Below are 16,252 nucleotides of genomic sequence, written 5' to 3'. Positions count from 1 at the left end.
TCGCCACCGCACCCGAGCCGAACAGCGAACTCAGCGATGACTGCTACCTGCCCGCCCCCTGCCGGATCACCCCGGACCGGGTGAGGGAGTTCCCCAAGTTGGCCGATCTGTCTTCCGAGGAGCTGCGCGAGCGGATCGAGAAGTGGGAAAAGGATCAGGACTGGGGCTACAACGAGAACTTGTCGGCCGCGCCGGGCACGAAGATCGGCGGCTGGATCTCCTGGATTCAGGACCCCGTCTGGCCGGAATGCGCCCAGGGACACCAGATGGCGCACCTGCTCACCGTGGCCACTGCCGAATCCGGCAGCAGGTCGTGGAAGACGTGGCTTCCGGTGGAAGCGCTGGCCTGGACCAAGTTCGAGAAGCGGGTGCGGTTCGCGCTGGCCGACGGCCGCACCACCAGCACCTCGATCGGGGTAGACGAGCAGTTCGATCCCACGACGTTCACCATGCTGGGCCAGTCCGTGGTGCCCGAGTCGGTCGAGGAGGAGATCATCCCCGTCCCCGACAACGAGCCGGGCAGGTTGGACCTGATGCTCGGTGACTGTGGCGACGTGTACCTCTTCGTCTGTCCCACCTGCCCGGACCGGCCCGTCGCGGTCGAGTTCCAATGCGGCTGAGTGCTTGCGAGCGGGACGACACAATCGCCGACATCAGCGCCAAGACAGCCTCCCACTGATCCGCCCTTCGCCCAGGGAAATGGCGGTCGATGAACTCCCAGGGTGACCGTTGCCGCCGCCAACACCAGTCCGGCGGACCGCCGAAGGTGGAGGTACTCCAACGGCTGGCCGACGCTATGGGTGACTGCGGTTACTTGTGTTAATGGAATGCGACCCGGGGGGCGATCACGATGAGGTGCGACCAGCCGTACGGAGAACATTCGGGCTGGTCGGTCCGGGTGGTAGCGCCGATCCGTGCGTTATTCGTAGCTGCGCGCTGCGTCGAGCTGACGTGCCAGGCTCTTCCACGATGGTGGATCGATGTCGTCCTTCGAATAGTGCGGACGTCCCTCGACCGCCATCGCTTGCAGCCAGGCAGACCATCGCTCCAGGAAGCTCCCTAGATCCCAATGTGCCCAGGAGCCCTCGTAGAACGGACTTCCGCTGGTACGGCCTGCCTCAACGTCTTCGACGTAGTCAGCACGGAGCAAGTTGAGGTAGGCAACGAAGTCCGAGGCCGTCTCCACCGCCTCGTAGTCGTCGATGTCACCAGGGACTGCCATTGCCCCATGATGGCAGGTCGGTTCAGCCGGCTGAGATGGGAGACCTCCTCGGCACCGGTGCGAGGTGGGCGGCTGGGCGACGCTGCTCAGCTGGGTACCCATCCATCCTGAGGACATCTCGCGTGGGTCGATCATGACATCGACCGCCGACACATTGCGGCAGTTGCCAGCTCCCGGTCAGGCGGAATCGGCGCGACAGCGGGGAGGCAGTTGCTCGGTCGATGCCGTTTTTGCGCGACGTCGTGATCGAGGCGCGGAGTCCGCATCGGTCATCGAGCTGTGTCCAGGGTCAGCGTGCGTCGGGCGGCCCTTCACGCGCTGAGCGGCCTTGAGGAAGACGACGCCCCGGTTCGCTGCGGCTCCGACAGGCCCCCACACCGCGTACAGTCACGTACACCGGCCGTAGTGGGCGCGTGCCAGCCGTGTTGCGGAGCATCGCTAAACACCACGTCCGTCGTCGACACGGGCATAGGCCCGGTCAGGCGCGTCGAGGACACCCGGCAGCGAACTGCGCTACCGGGCAGGCTCCCGCGACGCAGCTTCTGTTTCTTGGCCCATCGGACGAATGCCCGGCCTCGTCCCGATGTGTGGCGTTGTCATCGGTGAGCCAGAGATCGAGATCGGGCTGCGCGCAGGTGGCAAGCGTCAGGTCATGCGCGGCCAGCCAATCGAGAGAACCCGGCTGGCCGTGCTCGCCGCCGTGCCGCTGGGCCAGCCCCGGATCAGCTTCTGCTCGGTCAACCCCCGACGAATCAGCACCCACTCAGCCGATGCTGCCAGCCCGCACCGACAGAACCAGTGAAGCGCGACGGTTAGGCCAGCGAGGTTCACGACTTTGACATAGCCGTGCATATCAAGGAATCAGCAGACATTGACGAGGTCTGGACACGGCCAGTCGCATTCAGGCGACCTCGAAGGCGGACGTCCCCGCTGAAGGTCGCCCTGAGCCCGGACCTCGCTCGCGTCCTGGCGGCGTTTGGGCGGCGAGCGGACTCGCGGGCAGGGTGCGCGTGGTCGTTGAACAACGTCCCGGTCCGCAGATGGCCTGTTCAGCCTTTGTGGGGGATCATGAAGATGTGGCTCATGTTGGCGTTGTGCGTTGAGGTGGATCCGCGTGAGTCGGCCAGGTCTTCCACGGCGCCCTGTACCCCGCCGTCCAACCCGTCTACCCACTTCACCATGACGTAGGCGCTGAACCGCGGGTCACAGTCGGCGCGGACGGTGAAGTTGGGCAGGTGCAGTGGTACGTGATGGCGGTGCACCGCGTACGACATCTCGCGGAGTTCCCCGGTAGCCCGGTCCTTATGGCAGACCTCGTTGCCCTTCCACTGGGTGACGTACAGGGTGAAGGTGGCCGTCGACGTGGTCGGGGCGGGCGTGTCGCAGTGCTTGTCGTTCTGCGGGTAGCAGACCTGGAATTGGGTGTCGGCGATGACGCTGAGGTGGGTGAATCCCGGCGCGAAGGTGACGGACCTGAGTACCGGCTCCCGGGCGATCATGCGGGGAGCCGGTCCCACGTGCAGGAGGCCACGTGGCACCGCACTTTGTGCGGGCGCGCCTGTGGTCGTGTTGTCCACGGACGTGTCGGCGACCTCGATCCTCCCGCTGTCCAGCCGGAACTGCGCGTCGAGGTCTTCCCTGAGCGCCGCGGCGCGGACATAGGCGGTGCAGGCGACTTTCGTGGCCACACCGGGATGCAGCAGGAAGCGTGTGGTCAGCTGGACCTCTTCCTTCTCCCGCTCCGACGACGTGCCTTCCGGCAGGATGTTCTGTCCGGTCACGAAATTCTGCTCACCGCCAGGCCACCTGCACCGCACCTCGTTGTCGAACAGCGAGCGGTGGGTCGCCGAGCTCGCATGCATCACCGACACCACGTGCGCGGTCTGGGTCGTCGACATCTCGAGCTCGACGCTGCCCAGCGCCACCACCTCATGATCGGGCTTCCAGGATCCGCCAGGCACGGCCTTGGGCGTTCGCGGCGCGAGTATGCGACGTGGCGCGAAGTCGTATCGGATGGCGGCGTCGGCGGGCACGGAAGTGGAGGGGTCTGCATCAAGGAATGCCGTGCTCGACGGGATCACGATCGCCACGAGGACCGCAGCGGCGGCCGCGAGTGATCGCGGGCGCCGCCGGCCAGAGCCGGAGGCCAGGTCGGGAGTTTCCACCGAGGAAACTGGTGTCTCCATGGTGATCTTGCCGTTGGCCACATGCCAGTGCCGTAGTAAATCGACGAGTTCTTGGTCGGTCGCCTCACATGCGGTGGCGATTGCGGCAATCGTCCGGTAATCGGGTGGAACTGTTACTCCAGAGCAGTATCGATGCAGGGTGGAACTACTGACATGTGACTTTCGGCCAAGCTCTGAATAGCTCAGCTCGCTGCGCTCCTTGAGTGCAGCGAGAAGTTGCGCAAGCTCGCTGCGCGTGCTCGACACATCCATCGACCCTCCCCAAGTCTCCGGTGCCGCGAGCCAGTATGACACCGTCCCACACCCCCGAGAACCCCCTGCTCACGCCCATTTCACGCATGCCGGGACGACACACGTCCCGGCAGCCCTTGCCGCCACTGCCCGTCGCCCGACATGGTTGTTCCGCACCCCTCGTGGGCCGTGAAACAAATTCACGTCAGGATCATTCGCAGACACAGAAAACTCGACACCACGCCCCATGAAGGCGTGCATGTTTTATAGCGGGAATAGTTCGTCACCCTAAATTCTCACTGATGAAAGGAGACCGCGGGTGAGGCGAATACTGTCCTTCATTCTCGGTGCCGTGGTGCTGGTCGTGCTCGCGCCGGCGGCGATCGCGAGCGATGCGACCTATGTCAAGTTCACGCCGCAACAGGTGCTCGCGCCGAAGGTGCCCGAGACAAAGCCGGGTGAGCCGGTGAAGTTCGACCAGGAGGTCAAGAAGCTGGGCAGCGTGGACCTGGAGATGTCGGCGACGCAAACCGCCTACGTCAGATCGGTGATGCGCGCGAACTCCGCCACCTACCGCTCGCTGTTCGACAACGAGGTGCGGTGCACCTGGCCAGGCGGCGAACAGAGCTACGTAACGGGGCAGAACATCCTCCAGAAGGACGCGTCCCTGGAGCCGGACAAGGAGGACGTCCAGCTCACCACCCGCTTCCTGGTCCACCCCGGTGTCGACACGACGGTCACCTGCACCGCGTACGTCCGTGCCGCCACGATGCGCAAGGAACTCGACGCCCGGTTCCAGTTGCACGACGGATTCCTCGAGTTCGCGGACACGTCCGTGGCCAACACCACGGCCGGTCTGCCCGCCCAGCGCGCCACGCCCCGTGGCCTCGTGCGGGTCGGGCCCGACTCCGAGGTCGTGGCACGCGAGCCCGCGTTGCCGTACTTCACCCTCGCGCCGGGATTCACGAAACTCAGCGTCTTCGCCGACACCGAGTACAAGACGTGCTACCCGGTGAAGGACAAGGACTGCAACATCCCACCGGCCTCGACGGCCACCTTCACGCTCTTCGTCAACCAGTGGAACGGCGACAAACTCTGCCAGACCAGCAACGCCACCACGACGACCCGCCGGATGTCCTACTCGGTGCACCATCATTACGTGCCGCTGCACCTGCCCGACTTTCCAGTCCGGGCCGACTGTGAACAGCGGTTCAACGCCTACGTCCTGGTGAAGTGGAAAGACGGCATGGACGGCGGGGTGCAGGGAACCGCGGAAGGCCTGACCGACTCACGCGGGTCGACCACGACCCACAACGCCGACATGAGCCATGTGTTCGTCGTCCCAGGCAAGAGTTGACGGCTCCATGCTCGGGGCGAACCCGGCTCCCGGCCAGAAGCTGGGAATACCAGATTGGAGAAACGTATTCATGTCCAAGCAACAAGGAGTTACGACGGTGAAGAATCACACGCAGACACTTCGCGCGGCTGTGGCAGCGGTCGCGGCGACCGCCGGGCTGATCGTCGCGGGGGCTCCCGCTGCTGACGCCGCACCCGCTCCGTCCTCGGTCAAGAACTTCCACCTCGCCCACCCGTCCGGAAGCTACTTCAGCGGCAGGGTCACGTTCAACAACCGATCAGTCTCCGTCGACGGAACCTTCCGTGCCGTCGGGTGCCGACGTGTCTACGCCTCGGCCCACGCAGGCTCAACCCAACTCGACATCAGAAGCACCAGCACCCACTGCAACTCCACCACTGTGGAACATCTTCCCCTCAAGGCGGACGTGCGCGGCGGAGCCAACCGCGTCAGGCTCGCCCTCACCGACCAGAACGGTCAAAACGGTACCGGCGGAGATATCTACCGCTGAGCCACGTGGCGCCGAGCGGACCGGATCCGCAGATCCTGCGGGGGTGCGTGGGATGAGCATGGAGGATTCGCGACATTCAACGTCCCGAATCCTCCACGCTCGAGCCCCGCCTGCCACCGAAGCCGAGCCGCCTGTCACCGATCCGAGCCACGTAGGCCAGCGCGGCAACCGGGCGTTCCGGAGCCGCCCGTCTCTGTCGCCTGGCCGCGCCCGGCGAAGCAGGAAGACCGGTGGTCAGTCGCTCGGGTGCTGTTGAGGCGCACCCTGGACGGGCATGCGAGCGGCTGTCAGTACCCCGGCTGGCTGCTGCACCTCACGCGTCGATCAGGCCGACAAGGCCACTCAGCCCGCTGGCTGTTGCTCCTGACCGGTACGGAGCGGGTAGCTGAGCTATGGGTCTAACGGCAGATCTTGCCCATCATCATCGAGGGCACCCGGCTAGCGGCCGAGCAGGACGCCCGTCAGTTTGCGTTGCAACTAGAGCAACTCGACCAGAGCGCACCCTACTGACGGCGCGACACAACGATAGCCACGGTCGTCGCTGTTCTGAACGCCGCGATCACTGGGTGGGCACGATCCGGGTCATGCACACCCAGTGATCGCGGTCCAGGCCGTACTACGCCCCTGGATCGATCAGCTGAAGCACAGGCCTACGGCCGGTCGTCGCCGCCCAGCCGATTCCGGCCGCGACCACGCCGAGGCCGGCGAACAGCCGCAGAATCTCCTCGACGGGGTGTCCCGCCAGCAGCAGCACCGCGCCGAGAACGAGCACAGCGGCGGCCAGCACGGTTGTCGCCATGAGGCGGAACCTGTGCGGTACGACCTCGCACGTGCACGGCGCGGGCGGTGCGACGATCCACTTTTCGGGCCTCATCATCGTGTCCTTCCTGGTGTAGCCGTTCCGCTGACGAGCGGCGGGGCGAGGATTCGCGGGGAACGTCGGGAATCACAGAGGGCATGTCGGGGTCGGTGCGGCGGGCCGCGGTATCCGCGGTCAGCACGACATCGCCGAGGCGTGTGGGTGAGCTCGAAGAGGGTGTGGCTCGAATGCGCGTGGACGTTGTCGAACCGCACTTTGGCGGCCCGTTTGTTTGTCGCGTCGTCGACATCCATGGATACACAGGTCGGCGTGGCGGTCGTTGCCAGATATGAGCTAGCAGTCATGCAGTCGTACCTGGGATTCCTGGAGGGCTGAGCGGGGGCCCGGCGGCGGCCAAGGCGGCCGCGCGGAGCGCGGTGACGGCGTCCAACGTCTGCCAGATGGGTAGGTCGCCGCTTCCCCAGGCCCACAGTCCCTGTTCGGCGTCGTAGCGCTCCCGAGGCCTTTCGAGATCCTCGGCCACGCCATCGTCCGAATGCGACCGGTCGATGAGCCATTGTGTGGCTTCGTCGGCCGCCTGACGGACGTCGTTGCCATCTTCACGGCTGCGCAGGACTTCCCGCAGAGCGATGACCGAACGCGCGTCCGGCGGGAGCCGGACCGCCGTGTGCAGCACGGCGTACAACAGGTAGGGGCGGGTCCTGCTGTACGGGTCGAGCGATCCCTCGAGCTGGTCCAGCCCTTCGTCGGCGGACGTGGTGCTGGTGCAGAAGAGCGTGTCCACACTGACGCGGTCGTCTCCGTTCATTTCCCGCCCGCAGCTCCGCCAGCCGTGCTCGATCAGCGGATGTGGGTCGATGTAGGGTTCGCCAACCAGCTGTATCGGGCTGATTCCGTACGCAGTGCTCAGCACAGTCGGCGGAGTTCTGGTGCAGGTTCGGCCGCCAGTCCAGCGGCTTCCATCTTTCGTCGCGAATCAAGCACGTGGCAAGTGTGGCGACGACGGTGTGCAAAACCTTGCAGCAGTGACCGCGAGGTGTCGACGATGCCGGCGTCACCGGCGGTGGGCGCAGGTGCTCCTAGGGTGAACGATCCCGCTCTCCGCCGAAGCGAAGAGCGGGTTGGTGGCAGGGAACGGTCGTCGAGCCGACGGGCGTGGTGCGGCGACGCCGTCTCGCACTGGGTCGGGTTCGCCTTGGTGCCCCGATGATCTTGGCGGTCTCCGCCTGTGGTTCCCCGCTGGCTTTGCGCAGTCGTCGCTGCTCACATCCGACATCCGACGCAGTAACGGTCTCCGCCAGCAGGGTTTACCAGCCGGCCTCGGCCGATGTGGGTTCCATGTAGGCGTTGGACGCGGGCTTACCTACCTCTAGTAGGCAAGGTAGGGCGGTGACTGAATGTGCACACAACGGCGGGGCGGCCAGTCATGGGAACCTGGCAAGGTGTTGATTAGCCCTAGCGCTTTTCCGGGGGCTGACGATGGTCGTCGTAGCGAGGTCAAACTCTGTGGCACCGTGCCCGATCGAGGCCAGGACATTGCACTTGTCCGACGAGGCGGCTCTGCTCCGTCGGGAAAGCCTGCGTTCGGCTTAGGTGGTGCTGGCGTCGATGCGTTCCCAGCCGGGCAAAGGGCGGCGGTTGGTAACTCTGAGTGATCATGGGCCTGCGGACACGCCGTAGCCACGTTTGGTCCATATTGCGCCGGTTGGGGCACGATACTGCTATGGCCATCTCGGATATGGAGACGCTCGAGCGGTTCGTAATTCGAGCACGCAGAGTTACTTCCCACTCGCTGATGAAGGATCGCGACACCTTCGCGAAGCTCATGCAGGATACGTTCACTCTGCGTCTGTCAATCGACGGCAGCACCACGGTCAGCCGCCCCCTGCCAGCGGACCAGGAGGTGTTCGAGTCTCTCGCTGCTCGTGTGCGTCCGTTGACTCTTGAACGGGAGCCAATCTTTTACAAGACCGTCCTCGCTGCCTTGGAACGTAGGCTCCGCGATCTGTCCGAGCCCGTCGAGGATCAGCTGGCGGAGCTGAGTGATCTGAGTGCGGCGTGGGCGAGGATGGCGTTGGGGCCGAACCTCCAGACCTACGAGATGTGGGCGGGCAACGCTGATCGCTCGGAGACGACCGGGCCGGTGACGGACAACCAGTTGGCGGCAGGGTGGATCTATGCCGACCTGGTGCATGCCGATGCTCAAGGCTGGAAGCGGCAGGCGTTGGCTTTCTCGATGGAGGAGCGCTACGCGGCGGCTGTCAGTGTCGTCGCCCGGCTCACCTCGCTGATCGCGAACACGCTCGAGTTCGTCAAGCAGTTGCATGACTCGCACTTGTTGATGCTCGATGAGCAGGTGTGGGATACGGCGGTGGTTGTGGGCGCGAGCGAGATCGTTTACACGTCGGTGGCCGCTTACGTCGGGCCGGTGGACACGGCGCCCGGCTGGGATGAGCCCCTGGGGGAGCTTAGTGAGCAATGGGAGCAGGTCACGCTGTCTGGTCAGCTTCGTCGTGACCCGGCCAACCGAGTGCAGGTCGACCTGGTGGACAGCGTCGGTGAGGTCTTCGATTCCTATGACGCTGCGGTGTTGGAACGTGATCAACAAGATGACGTCCTGCATTGGCGTGCGCTGATAGCGGATGCCGTGGTCGCGCACATCCAGCTTCGGGTGCAGGGCGACCGCGCCGCTCCTGTGGCCGTCGACATTTCTATGGTCGGCGGTGAACATCGAGTCCGTTTGGCGGCGGCTCGGTTGCTGCGGCGAATGCAGCAAGCGCGGACCATAACATTCCTCGTCAGAGACAAAGCGTTCGTCTCGTGTCAGGCGGAGCCGCCGGCGCCAGACGCGGTCGATCAGCTTCAACATCTGATCGAATCTTTGGAAGATGTCCTGGCGATCGAAGACCTCACGGACCGTGCCGTCGGCCCGATTCCCGAGCGAATCCCTGAGTTTCAGCGCGTCAGGCTACGACAGACTCGCCTGCTCTGGCAGGGCCGAAGCGTTGAGTGGGACCGTGCTTTGCCACCGATGCCGGTACCTACGGGCATGGCGCCGGACTGGATCAAGATCGAACCCACCAGTCTCGGTGTCGGCGCGGCGCAGGTCCCGACACCAGAGGTCCTCATCGGCCATCCGGAGGCGACCTGGCAGGACCAAGGACCGGCGCCTGAACTAGGGCCCGCCGCACGGGTACTTGTCGCCACGCCTCCTGCCGAGCAGCGGTTTGTCGCGTGGGCACCAGCGCGGCGGACCGACGCGGGCAGCGATCCCCGCGATACTGAGTCCTGGAACCTCACCGGCGTGAACGAACACACATGCTCGTTCTAACCCGCACCATGGGGTGATTTCGGCAAGTCGAAGTGGCCCCGGTTCGGCACTCTGATCTGGCCCCGGAGGCTGGGTTGCAGGATCGGTCGGCATCTTGTTGTGGTGTCGAGGCGCGGTCGGCACTCTGATTTGGCCCCACCTCGTTCGCGTGTTTCTGCTGGTCAACTTTGCATGGGCCAGCGATGTGCTGACTACTGATCGTCGGCGTCGAGTCGGCTCAGTGCGGTGGTGAGGGAATGCGTCCCGCCGTTGTCTGAGAAGGTCGGCGTCGAGGTCTGTTCTGCCCTGGTCGTGGAGCGCCGGAACGCGGAACGCCATGTCGGCCAGGGTGCCTAGCGCCGCGACGACGTCCAAGTAGGCGAGCTGTTCTGCCCGTCGGCCGGCGGCGCGCTGCCACCCCTTCAGGACCTGCTCGGCGGCGGGTAGTCCGAACATCAGGGCCGCGTCGAAGCGTGCACCGCTGAGGTCGATTCCCGGCGATCCGGCGCTGGCGCAGTCCCAGTCGACCAGGCCTGTGCAGTGGTCACCGGACCAGAGGGTGTTCCCGAACCACAGATCGCCATGCACGAAGACTGTCGTGCCGCCGGGCGCGGGCAACTGTTCGAGGCGTTCTTCTGCGGCCGTCAGCAGCGCGGTGGTGCCCTTTTCCCGGCGTTGGGCCGCGAAGTCGACGTCCGCGATCGAGCGGGTCCGCAGCGGCAGAGCAGCCCGGGCCGTCAACGGAACCGCCTGCAAAGCGGCGGCTGTGGCCCCGAAGCCATGGAGCCGCTCGGTGGAGGCGACCGATGGGATCCGGCTGTGCCCAGGTAGGACGGTGGTCAGCACTGCTAGGGCGCCTGCTGCGGAACCGTCGAGATCTGTGGCGATCAGCCTGGCCGCGGGCAACTGGTGGTTGCCGGCGACGTGCAGTGCCGTGACCTCGGTGGCGAACCGCTCGCGATGGTCGGGATCCGTTTCGGCAGGCGCTGAGGCACCACCGGCCGATACCGGCCCGTCCGGGCCTTCTCGAACGGCTGGAGGGGGTTGTGGTGGGCGTGTGCCCTGCCTGCCCGTCGCGACCGGTCCAGCGGGAACGGGTTGACGATCGGCACGGTTCCGGCTTCCAGGTGGAAGTCGTAGAACGAACGCAGCACTGTCTCGGCGTGCGCCCTGGTCGACGCCGCGTATCTCGCGCTCGACCGAGGTGTGGCGCTCGACTGTGGGGCGGGAACAGGCGCAGCTGCCTGCTCGACGCCCCAGTGGGGCCGGCTGGGTTTGCTGGCCAGCTCCATCCACCGCATGAAGTCCCGGGCCTCGATCTGGGTCGCATGGTTCCAGGCCACGTCCACCGCAGACAGAAACCGCAACCACCGCAGCAGGTCATTGCCGTAGGAACGCAAGGTCGACCCAGATCGCCCGCCCCTTCTCCGACAGCCACTCCGGCGGCACGACCTCCACCTCAGGCGGCACCGGCTCGGCGTCGTTGATCCGGTCCTTTACGGTCACCGTGCAAGATCCGCAGTGACGTCGGTTTCCCCGCAGGGCCACGTTTGCCCATGACGATCACCTGACCTTCGAGACCGATCTGAGTTACCAGATGCCTGTAAAGCCCTGCTTCAGGTAACCCCAATAGGTAACTTGCGGAGAATGCGCCGTCAGATCGTCACCGTCTCAATGTAGCTTCCGCTCGCTCGTGGCGGACCTCCAATCGCAACCAGGACTCCAAGCGAGTCAGAGAAAGGCAGGATGTGGCCACTTCGGGTGAAGTGACCGCATCCTGCCAATTCGCTTACCTGCCGCCAGTTCCGGTACCCTCACCTTGACAAGTGGATGAACAAGATGAGGAGACAGAGTGCGCGCACTGGGTGAAGCATTTGGAGCGTTGCTAGACCACGAACCAACTGCCGGAGCAGGGACTGTGGTTTACAAGGAGCGGACCGGAGCTGAGGTCACCAGTGCTGTTGCCATCACGCGACGACCCTTCCCAGCTCGGTGGAGGGTAGAAAATACCCAAGGGATCCGGGTGAACGATGGCGTTACCGAGTGGACGCTACCCGTGCATGGCAGTCAGAGTTCACGTCCTTCCGAGACGAGCCTCCTTGTTCCCTTTCCGCTCTACCCGATCTTGCCAGAAAAAGCCCCGATTCTAGGCAGGTCGACTGACGATTGGCGTCCCATTAACGCCCGCAAGACGGGAAATTCATTTGTCGTGGTGACGATCGAAAAGATAGATCAACCCGAGACTACGGGAACGCTGACCGTTGATCTGTCAGATAAGATCATCAGGGAGATGGATTTGGGATGGATCAACATTGAAGTTGTCGATTGGTCATCCGCCTGGCTGCCCAATTCGGACACTTTTGATATTGCCGACTAGTAATTAGGGCTTGGCTTCTTCCCCGTTGGGATAGATGCAGCCGCTGACTGGCTTGCACTCGAATATCGGTCCAGGTGCATCGCCGCCGAGTTCAAATACCACTCCAGCGTCCAAATCGTTGATCTTGAAGTTGGTCATGTTGAAGTAGAAGAACTGCCGATCCGAATATTCGGTTTGCAGATAAGTGGATTTCTTGTCGTTGGTTGCGAAGACGCTATTTCCCATGGGGACAGTATCGGCGACAACATCAGTGCCAGGCCAGTAAATGTAGCGCTTCAGCTGGATAACTGCACTTAAGGCTACCAGTCTATTATCGTTCTGCGTCCAATAGTATTCAAACCAGTGGTTATTCGACTGAAGGCTGATGATCTCACGTATGAACATGCTGGTCGACCAGTCCGGGATGCCGCCGCCTGACTGGCCATAGTGAGCTGGGTACTCCGCGCGCCCACGATAGGGAGAGTCGACGTAAGTCCCATACTTTATCAGCGCCTGATAATCCTTCTTGATTTCTGAGACCAGCAACTGTCTTTCTTCTTTGCTTCTGCCGGTGGTTTCACGATATTCATGTGTTGCCTCGTTGACCACAAATGTCTTCTTCTCTCCTTCTGTGGTCGCGGAGACGTCGGCAATACCGCCAAAGCAGATAAAGTTGGTACGGGTCTGAAGTTTTACCGCTTTAGCGGCTTGCAGGCAGGAGCTTTCGACTGTCGCGGCGTTCGCGACACTGACGGTTGCAAGTGATGCGACTAGAAACGTGCAGAGTAGTATCGCTGTCGATCTCATGGTTCTACGCATTGCTCTTCCCCAAGAGGTGAGGCATTGGTGACGTAGTTGATGCGGGCGGCGAATAGACATAGTCCCGCTCGATGACACCTCCCCAGTGTCGATCGCCGATGATCACTGTATTCGCGTCGCAGCTGTACACGTCAAGGGAAAGAGCGGTGTTTCACCTGCCTGGCCGAGCGGCTGCCAGGCAGGTGAAACGTTCCGCATACGACGCTTGGTCCAAGCTGCGTCGACTAGCTGGAGCCGTTGGATGACTTGCTGCGCCCCTTGGCTTTGGGGGCGGTGGTGGCCTTTTTGCGGGCGGCGTCGCGTCGCTTGGCTGCGGCGGCGGTCTGTCGTATGCGCGGAGGCATTCAGTTCACCCCCTCTCGGCGTGGTCGGGTTCGGGCATGGTGACGCCGAGTAGTTCCGCGGTGGCGTAGCCGTCGAGGTACTTGTCCCCGATGACGACGAGACCGGCGGCGGCGAGGAAGGCGTCCTTGTCGTCCTGGCTCTTGAAGCAGACGCAGAACCAGTACTCGCTTTCGGTCGCGAGCTGCATCCGTTCCAGCTCGCGGGCGGTGCGTTCGCGGAAGCCGCGGTGCAGCGCGTCGAGCTCGGCACGCGCGTCGTCCTCTTCGTCGCCCGTGTACTCGACGCCGGCGAGCGGATCGGGGTCCGGCTCGGCCGTGAGCAGGGCCAGCACGTCATCGTTGGACTTCATGCCGGACACGGACGACGACATTTGGAGCTGCGCGAGCAGCGCGACATTGGGGTCGTCGGCGGGTGAGGTCATGGCGCAGCAACTCCAGTTCGGCGAGGGGGAACCAGGCCAGGACTCGGGCGTAGTCCTCGGGCGCGTGACGGCTGAGCGGTTCGATGAACCGGTAGTCCAGCCCGTCGAAGGATCGGCCGTACCACCCGTATAGCAGTACGGGGTGATTGCAGCGGGGCGTCTGCGATCTGCCTGTTCAAACGGGCGACGGACCCCGCACATCCGCGGCGGGTTCGACTGCACGGTCGATGGGCGCAGCGCGCGGTGTCGGCGGTCACGAGGAAGGGCTGAGCGGAGCGTGGCGTGGTCGGCTCATTGTTTGCGTCGTGATCGGCGGTATTGCGGACATTGGTCTGGTCTGTTGGGTGGGCAGAGCGCGACGCGCGCAAAGACCCGCTGTGCCGTGATGCGTAGGAACGATCTTGGACACTGATTTGCGATTGCTGTCAGGTTTCGGCAGTCTTGGTGTGGTTAGTCGCGCCCTCCCTGTGCGAAGGATCGGGGACGTGCCATGACTACAACTTGGTCATTCAACTCCGGTGGTCAGTGGGATGATGGTGTTGCCGACGGACGTTCGTCGGTTCGGCTCGGGCGTGAGGCTGAGTCTGTTCCGGTGGCTGACAGAATCGTCGCGTCGTTGCTGATGCCTGTCAGTGGTGCGGTGGCTAGAGGCGTGGTTGCTCCGCCGTTGGCTGAGCTCGGTGCGTTGGTCGAGAGTGGTTCGGTTGGTTTCAGTCTTGTGCGGATCGACGAAACCGGCACGGTGGCCGCCAAGGTCGCTCTGTCTCAGCTGGCTTGGTGTGCGGGGCAGTCGATTCGGTTCGATTTGTCGGCTGGTCTTCTCGTGGTGGGACGGGCGGGGGAACGCGTGAGCGCGCGGATACCGTCGAAGATGGGGGTGGTGCTGCCCGCGCGCTTGCGGGCGCGGTGCCGGATGCAAGCGGGTGAGCAGGTGTTGCTGGCATCGCTGATCGAGCATGATCTGCTCGTGGTGTATCCCCAGCATGTTCTGCATGCGATGGTTACCGGGTTTCACGCATCGCTGCTTCGTAGCCGTGATCCGCAGGGCGGCTGACAGGTCCCGGAGGTGGTGCTCGTGATCGCGAGTCTGAGGCGAGCACCACCTCCGGCAGCAAGGCTGCTCGGACGCGTTGGGGTCAGGTGGCGAGTGGGTGTGGTTCGCCGGTGAGTGCCGCGAGTGCGGCGGCGACTTCGGTGATGTCGGCTTTGACGTAGCTGGTGGTGGTGAGGTCGCTGCCGGTGTCGGCGTGTCCGGCGTAGGCGCGGGCGACACCGATGCCGAAGTTGCGTTCGACCCAGGTCACGGTGGTGTGCCGTAGCCAGTGGGCCGTGACCTGGAGGGTGCGGGCCCATTCGAGTTCGGCACGGACGCGCCGGAAGATGTAGTCGTAGCGGCGTTTGGTGAGGGGGTTGCCGTTGGCGTAGCGCAGGAGCAGCTCGTCCGGGTCGCCACAGCCACGCTCCTCGCCGTGGGCGATGAGGTGGCGCATCAGAGTGGGGGAGACGGGCTGCCAGCGTTCGGTACCACCTTTCTCCCGGAGCCGGATGGCGCATTGCCGGCGGTCGAGGTCCCGCGCCCGGAGCGCGAGGGCGCCGCCGCGGCGGCAGGCGGTCTCCGCGTGCAGGCGGCACAGGAGGGCGTCAAGTTCGGGGTCATCGCCGGTGCTGGCGACCACGTCGTTGAGTTCGGTTAGTTGGGCGTTGGGCAGGGCGCGCCGGGTGGAGGGGTTGCGCCGGGGTTTGGTGACCTTTCGGGCCGGGTTGCGATGCTGGTCGAGCCGGCCGTCGTTCTCCAGATGCTTGTAGAGGCAGCGGACGGCGGCGATGAAGTTCTCGGCCGCGTTGCGGCCGCCGCGGGAGTTGCGGCGGACCACGGCTGTGGAGCGTGCGATCTCGGACTGGGCTTTGATCTCGGTGGCTGTGATCGTGTCCATCGGCCGGTCACCCCATGCGGCTTCGGCTTTCGCCCAGTACGAGCCGTAGGAGGCCGCGGTGCTGGGGGGACAGGAGCGCGGCGACGACGGGTATCCATTCCCGGATCGTCGGCATGGGTTTGCGCCGCGACGGGTCGTCCTCGGGCGGCGGGCCGGCGGCGAGGAGTTCGGCGGGATCGACGCCGAGCCGGTTCAGCAGCAGGCGGGCAGTCTCGAGGTCCTGCGGGCTGGCGGAGGTGGTCATGACGCCTCCTCAGTGGTAGCGAGCGTGGCGTGGAAGGTGCGGAGCATCGCCTGCACGGCGGGTTCGGGGTGGGCGACGAGAATGTCCTGCTCGGCGTCGGCGACCAGGAGCAAGCGGGCTCCCGCGTCGACGCCGCAGGCCCTGCGGACCGTCGCGGGCAAGCAGACGTAGGGCTTGCGGGGCATGACGAACACGCCGTCGGTGCGCCGGTGGATCACCACCGACGTCCTGACAAGCGTGATCAGCAGCCGGTCACCCGCGCTCCATCCGAGAGCGGTGACCGCGCCCTGGTCTTGCAGACGTCCGCCCGCGTCCATCACCGCGATCGATAACCGCGGCCCACCGGCTGTGCCCAGGGAACGCAGGGACGGAAGTTCCAGCGGGGCCGGCGCTGACATGGGCGCCCGACCACGGGCAGACGAGGGACTGTGCCGGGCAAGGACACCGACGAGATCGGACGCGTCACGACACACCTCCCCGAAGTGCACACGGGGAGGGC

18 protein-coding genes and 1 pseudogene are annotated in these 16,252 nt (G+C 64.6%); 7 read left to right on the top strand and 12 right to left on the bottom strand.

Annotation, left to right across the window (positions count from 1 at the left end; genetic code table 11):
- The coding region (locus ACZ3HL_RS13395) for a hypothetical protein (protein WP_465531028.1) at window positions 1–620 on the top strand (620 nt) is incomplete at its 5' end.
- Between the two features lie 299 nt (window positions 621–919).
- On the opposite strand, the gene ACZ3HL_RS13390 is transcribed toward ACZ3HL_RS13395, so the two are convergent.
- Window positions 920–1,222 (bottom strand): DUF7660 family protein, encoded by a 303-nt coding sequence (locus tag ACZ3HL_RS13390; RefSeq protein ID WP_465531026.1) that lies wholly within the window; start codon window positions 1,220–1,222, stop codon window positions 920–922.
- A gap of 565 nt (window positions 1,223–1,787) precedes the next feature.
- Here ACZ3HL_RS13390 and ACZ3HL_RS13385 point away from each other — a divergent pair.
- The gene (locus ACZ3HL_RS13385; protein WP_465531024.1) at window positions 1,788–2,024 is read left to right on the top strand and encodes a hypothetical protein; all 237 of its coding nucleotides are present in this window, start codon (window positions 1,788–1,790) and stop codon (window positions 2,022–2,024) included.
- 247 nt (window positions 2,025–2,271) lie between these two features.
- On the opposite strand, the gene ACZ3HL_RS13380 is transcribed toward ACZ3HL_RS13385, so the two are convergent.
- Window positions 2,272–3,660 (bottom strand): helix-turn-helix domain-containing protein, encoded by a 1,389-nt coding sequence (locus ACZ3HL_RS13380; protein WP_465531022.1) that lies wholly within the window; start codon window positions 3,658–3,660, stop codon window positions 2,272–2,274.
- A 298-nt stretch (window positions 3,661–3,958) separates the two neighbouring features.
- Between ACZ3HL_RS13380 and ACZ3HL_RS13375 the strand changes: the two genes are divergently transcribed.
- Window positions 3,959–4,996 carry a hypothetical protein gene (locus ACZ3HL_RS13375; protein WP_465531020.1) on the top strand — a complete coding sequence of 346 codons (1,038 nt, stop codon included), beginning with the start codon at window positions 3,959–3,961 and terminating at the stop codon, window positions 4,994–4,996.
- Between the two features lie 97 nt (window positions 4,997–5,093).
- Window positions 5,094–5,504, top strand: coding sequence for a hypothetical protein (locus ACZ3HL_RS13370; protein ID WP_465531018.1), 411 nt, complete (start codon window positions 5,094–5,096; stop codon window positions 5,502–5,504).
- 616 nt (window positions 5,505–6,120) lie between these two features.
- Here ACZ3HL_RS13370 and ACZ3HL_RS13365 read toward each other — a convergent pair.
- Window positions 6,121–6,303: a hypothetical protein gene (locus ACZ3HL_RS13365; RefSeq protein ID WP_465531016.1), complete on the bottom strand. Its 183-nt coding sequence runs from the start codon at window positions 6,301–6,303 to the stop codon at window positions 6,121–6,123.
- A 361-nt stretch (window positions 6,304–6,664) separates the two neighbouring features.
- A complete protein-coding gene (locus ACZ3HL_RS13360) occupies window positions 6,665–7,132 on the bottom strand; it encodes a hypothetical protein (protein ID WP_465531014.1) in 468 nt (155 codons plus the stop codon).
- Between the two features lie 915 nt (window positions 7,133–8,047).
- Here ACZ3HL_RS13360 and ACZ3HL_RS13355 point away from each other — a divergent pair.
- Window positions 8,048–9,655, top strand: coding sequence for a hypothetical protein (locus ACZ3HL_RS13355; protein WP_465531012.1), 1,608 nt, complete (start codon window positions 8,048–8,050; stop codon window positions 9,653–9,655).
- A 438-nt stretch (window positions 9,656–10,093) separates the two neighbouring features.
- On the opposite strand, the pseudogene ACZ3HL_RS13350 reads toward ACZ3HL_RS13355, so the two are convergent.
- The 3 genes and pseudogenes from ACZ3HL_RS13350 to ACZ3HL_RS13340 all read right to left on the bottom strand — a co-directional run.
- A pseudogene (locus tag ACZ3HL_RS13350) lies at window positions 10,094–10,540 on the bottom strand (aminoglycoside phosphotransferase family protein); the annotation flags it as partial.
- Window positions 10,522–10,977, bottom strand: coding sequence for a hypothetical protein (locus ACZ3HL_RS13345; protein ID WP_465531073.1), 456 nt, complete (start codon window positions 10,975–10,977; stop codon window positions 10,522–10,524). The gene ACZ3HL_RS13345 and the pseudogene ACZ3HL_RS13350, both read right to left, overlap by 19 nt.
- A 37-nt stretch (window positions 10,978–11,014) precedes the next feature.
- Complete coding sequence (locus ACZ3HL_RS13340; RefSeq protein WP_465531010.1) at window positions 11,015–11,140, bottom strand: hypothetical protein; 126 nt, start codon at window positions 11,138–11,140, stop codon at window positions 11,015–11,017.
- 346 nt (window positions 11,141–11,486) lie between these two features.
- Here ACZ3HL_RS13340 and ACZ3HL_RS13335 point away from each other — a divergent pair, with 346 nt between their 5' ends.
- Complete coding sequence (locus ACZ3HL_RS13335) at window positions 11,487–12,011, top strand: hypothetical protein (RefSeq protein WP_465531008.1); 525 nt, start codon at window positions 11,487–11,489, stop codon at window positions 12,009–12,011.
- A 3-nt stretch (window positions 12,012–12,014) separates the two neighbouring features.
- On the opposite strand, the gene ACZ3HL_RS13330 is transcribed toward ACZ3HL_RS13335, so the two are convergent.
- Both ACZ3HL_RS13330 and ACZ3HL_RS13325 read right to left on the bottom strand, forming a co-directional pair.
- On the bottom strand, window positions 12,015–12,809 hold the full coding sequence (locus ACZ3HL_RS13330; protein WP_465531006.1) for a hypothetical protein: 795 nt from the start codon (window positions 12,807–12,809) through the stop codon (window positions 12,015–12,017).
- A 349-nt stretch (window positions 12,810–13,158) separates the two neighbouring features.
- On the bottom strand, window positions 13,159–13,575 hold the full coding sequence (locus ACZ3HL_RS13325; protein WP_465531004.1) for a hypothetical protein: 417 nt from the start codon (window positions 13,573–13,575) through the stop codon (window positions 13,159–13,161).
- 592 nt (window positions 13,576–14,167) lie between these two features.
- On the opposite strand from ACZ3HL_RS13325, the gene ACZ3HL_RS13320 reads away from it, so the two are divergent.
- On the top strand, window positions 14,168–14,629 hold the full coding sequence (locus ACZ3HL_RS13320; RefSeq protein WP_465531002.1) for a hypothetical protein: 462 nt from the start codon (window positions 14,168–14,170) through the stop codon (window positions 14,627–14,629).
- Between the two features lie 82 nt (window positions 14,630–14,711).
- On the opposite strand, the gene ACZ3HL_RS13315 is transcribed toward ACZ3HL_RS13320, so the two are convergent.
- The 3 genes from ACZ3HL_RS13315 to ACZ3HL_RS13305 are packed head-to-tail and all read right to left on the bottom strand — an operon-like array spanning window position 14,712 to window position 16,070.
- Window positions 14,712–15,509 carry a tyrosine-type recombinase/integrase gene (locus ACZ3HL_RS13315; RefSeq protein WP_465531000.1) on the bottom strand — a complete coding sequence of 266 codons (798 nt, stop codon included), beginning with the start codon at window positions 15,507–15,509 and terminating at the stop codon, window positions 14,712–14,714.
- Between the two features lie 7 nt (window positions 15,510–15,516).
- A complete protein-coding gene (locus ACZ3HL_RS13310; protein ID WP_465530998.1) occupies window positions 15,517–15,753 on the bottom strand; it encodes a hypothetical protein in 237 nt (78 codons plus the stop codon).
- Window positions 15,750–16,070: a hypothetical protein gene (locus ACZ3HL_RS13305; RefSeq protein ID WP_465530996.1), complete on the bottom strand. Its 321-nt coding sequence runs from the start codon at window positions 16,068–16,070 to the stop codon at window positions 15,750–15,752. The genes ACZ3HL_RS13310 and ACZ3HL_RS13305 overlap by 4 nt, the downstream gene beginning before the upstream one ends.
- Between the last annotated feature and the right edge of the window lie 182 nt (window positions 16,071–16,252).

This window comes from Amycolatopsis sp. NPDC000009, assembly GCF_055563465.1.
The sequence above is the reverse complement of the archived record's forward strand: the minus strand, read 5'-3'. Positions and strand labels throughout refer to the sequence as shown.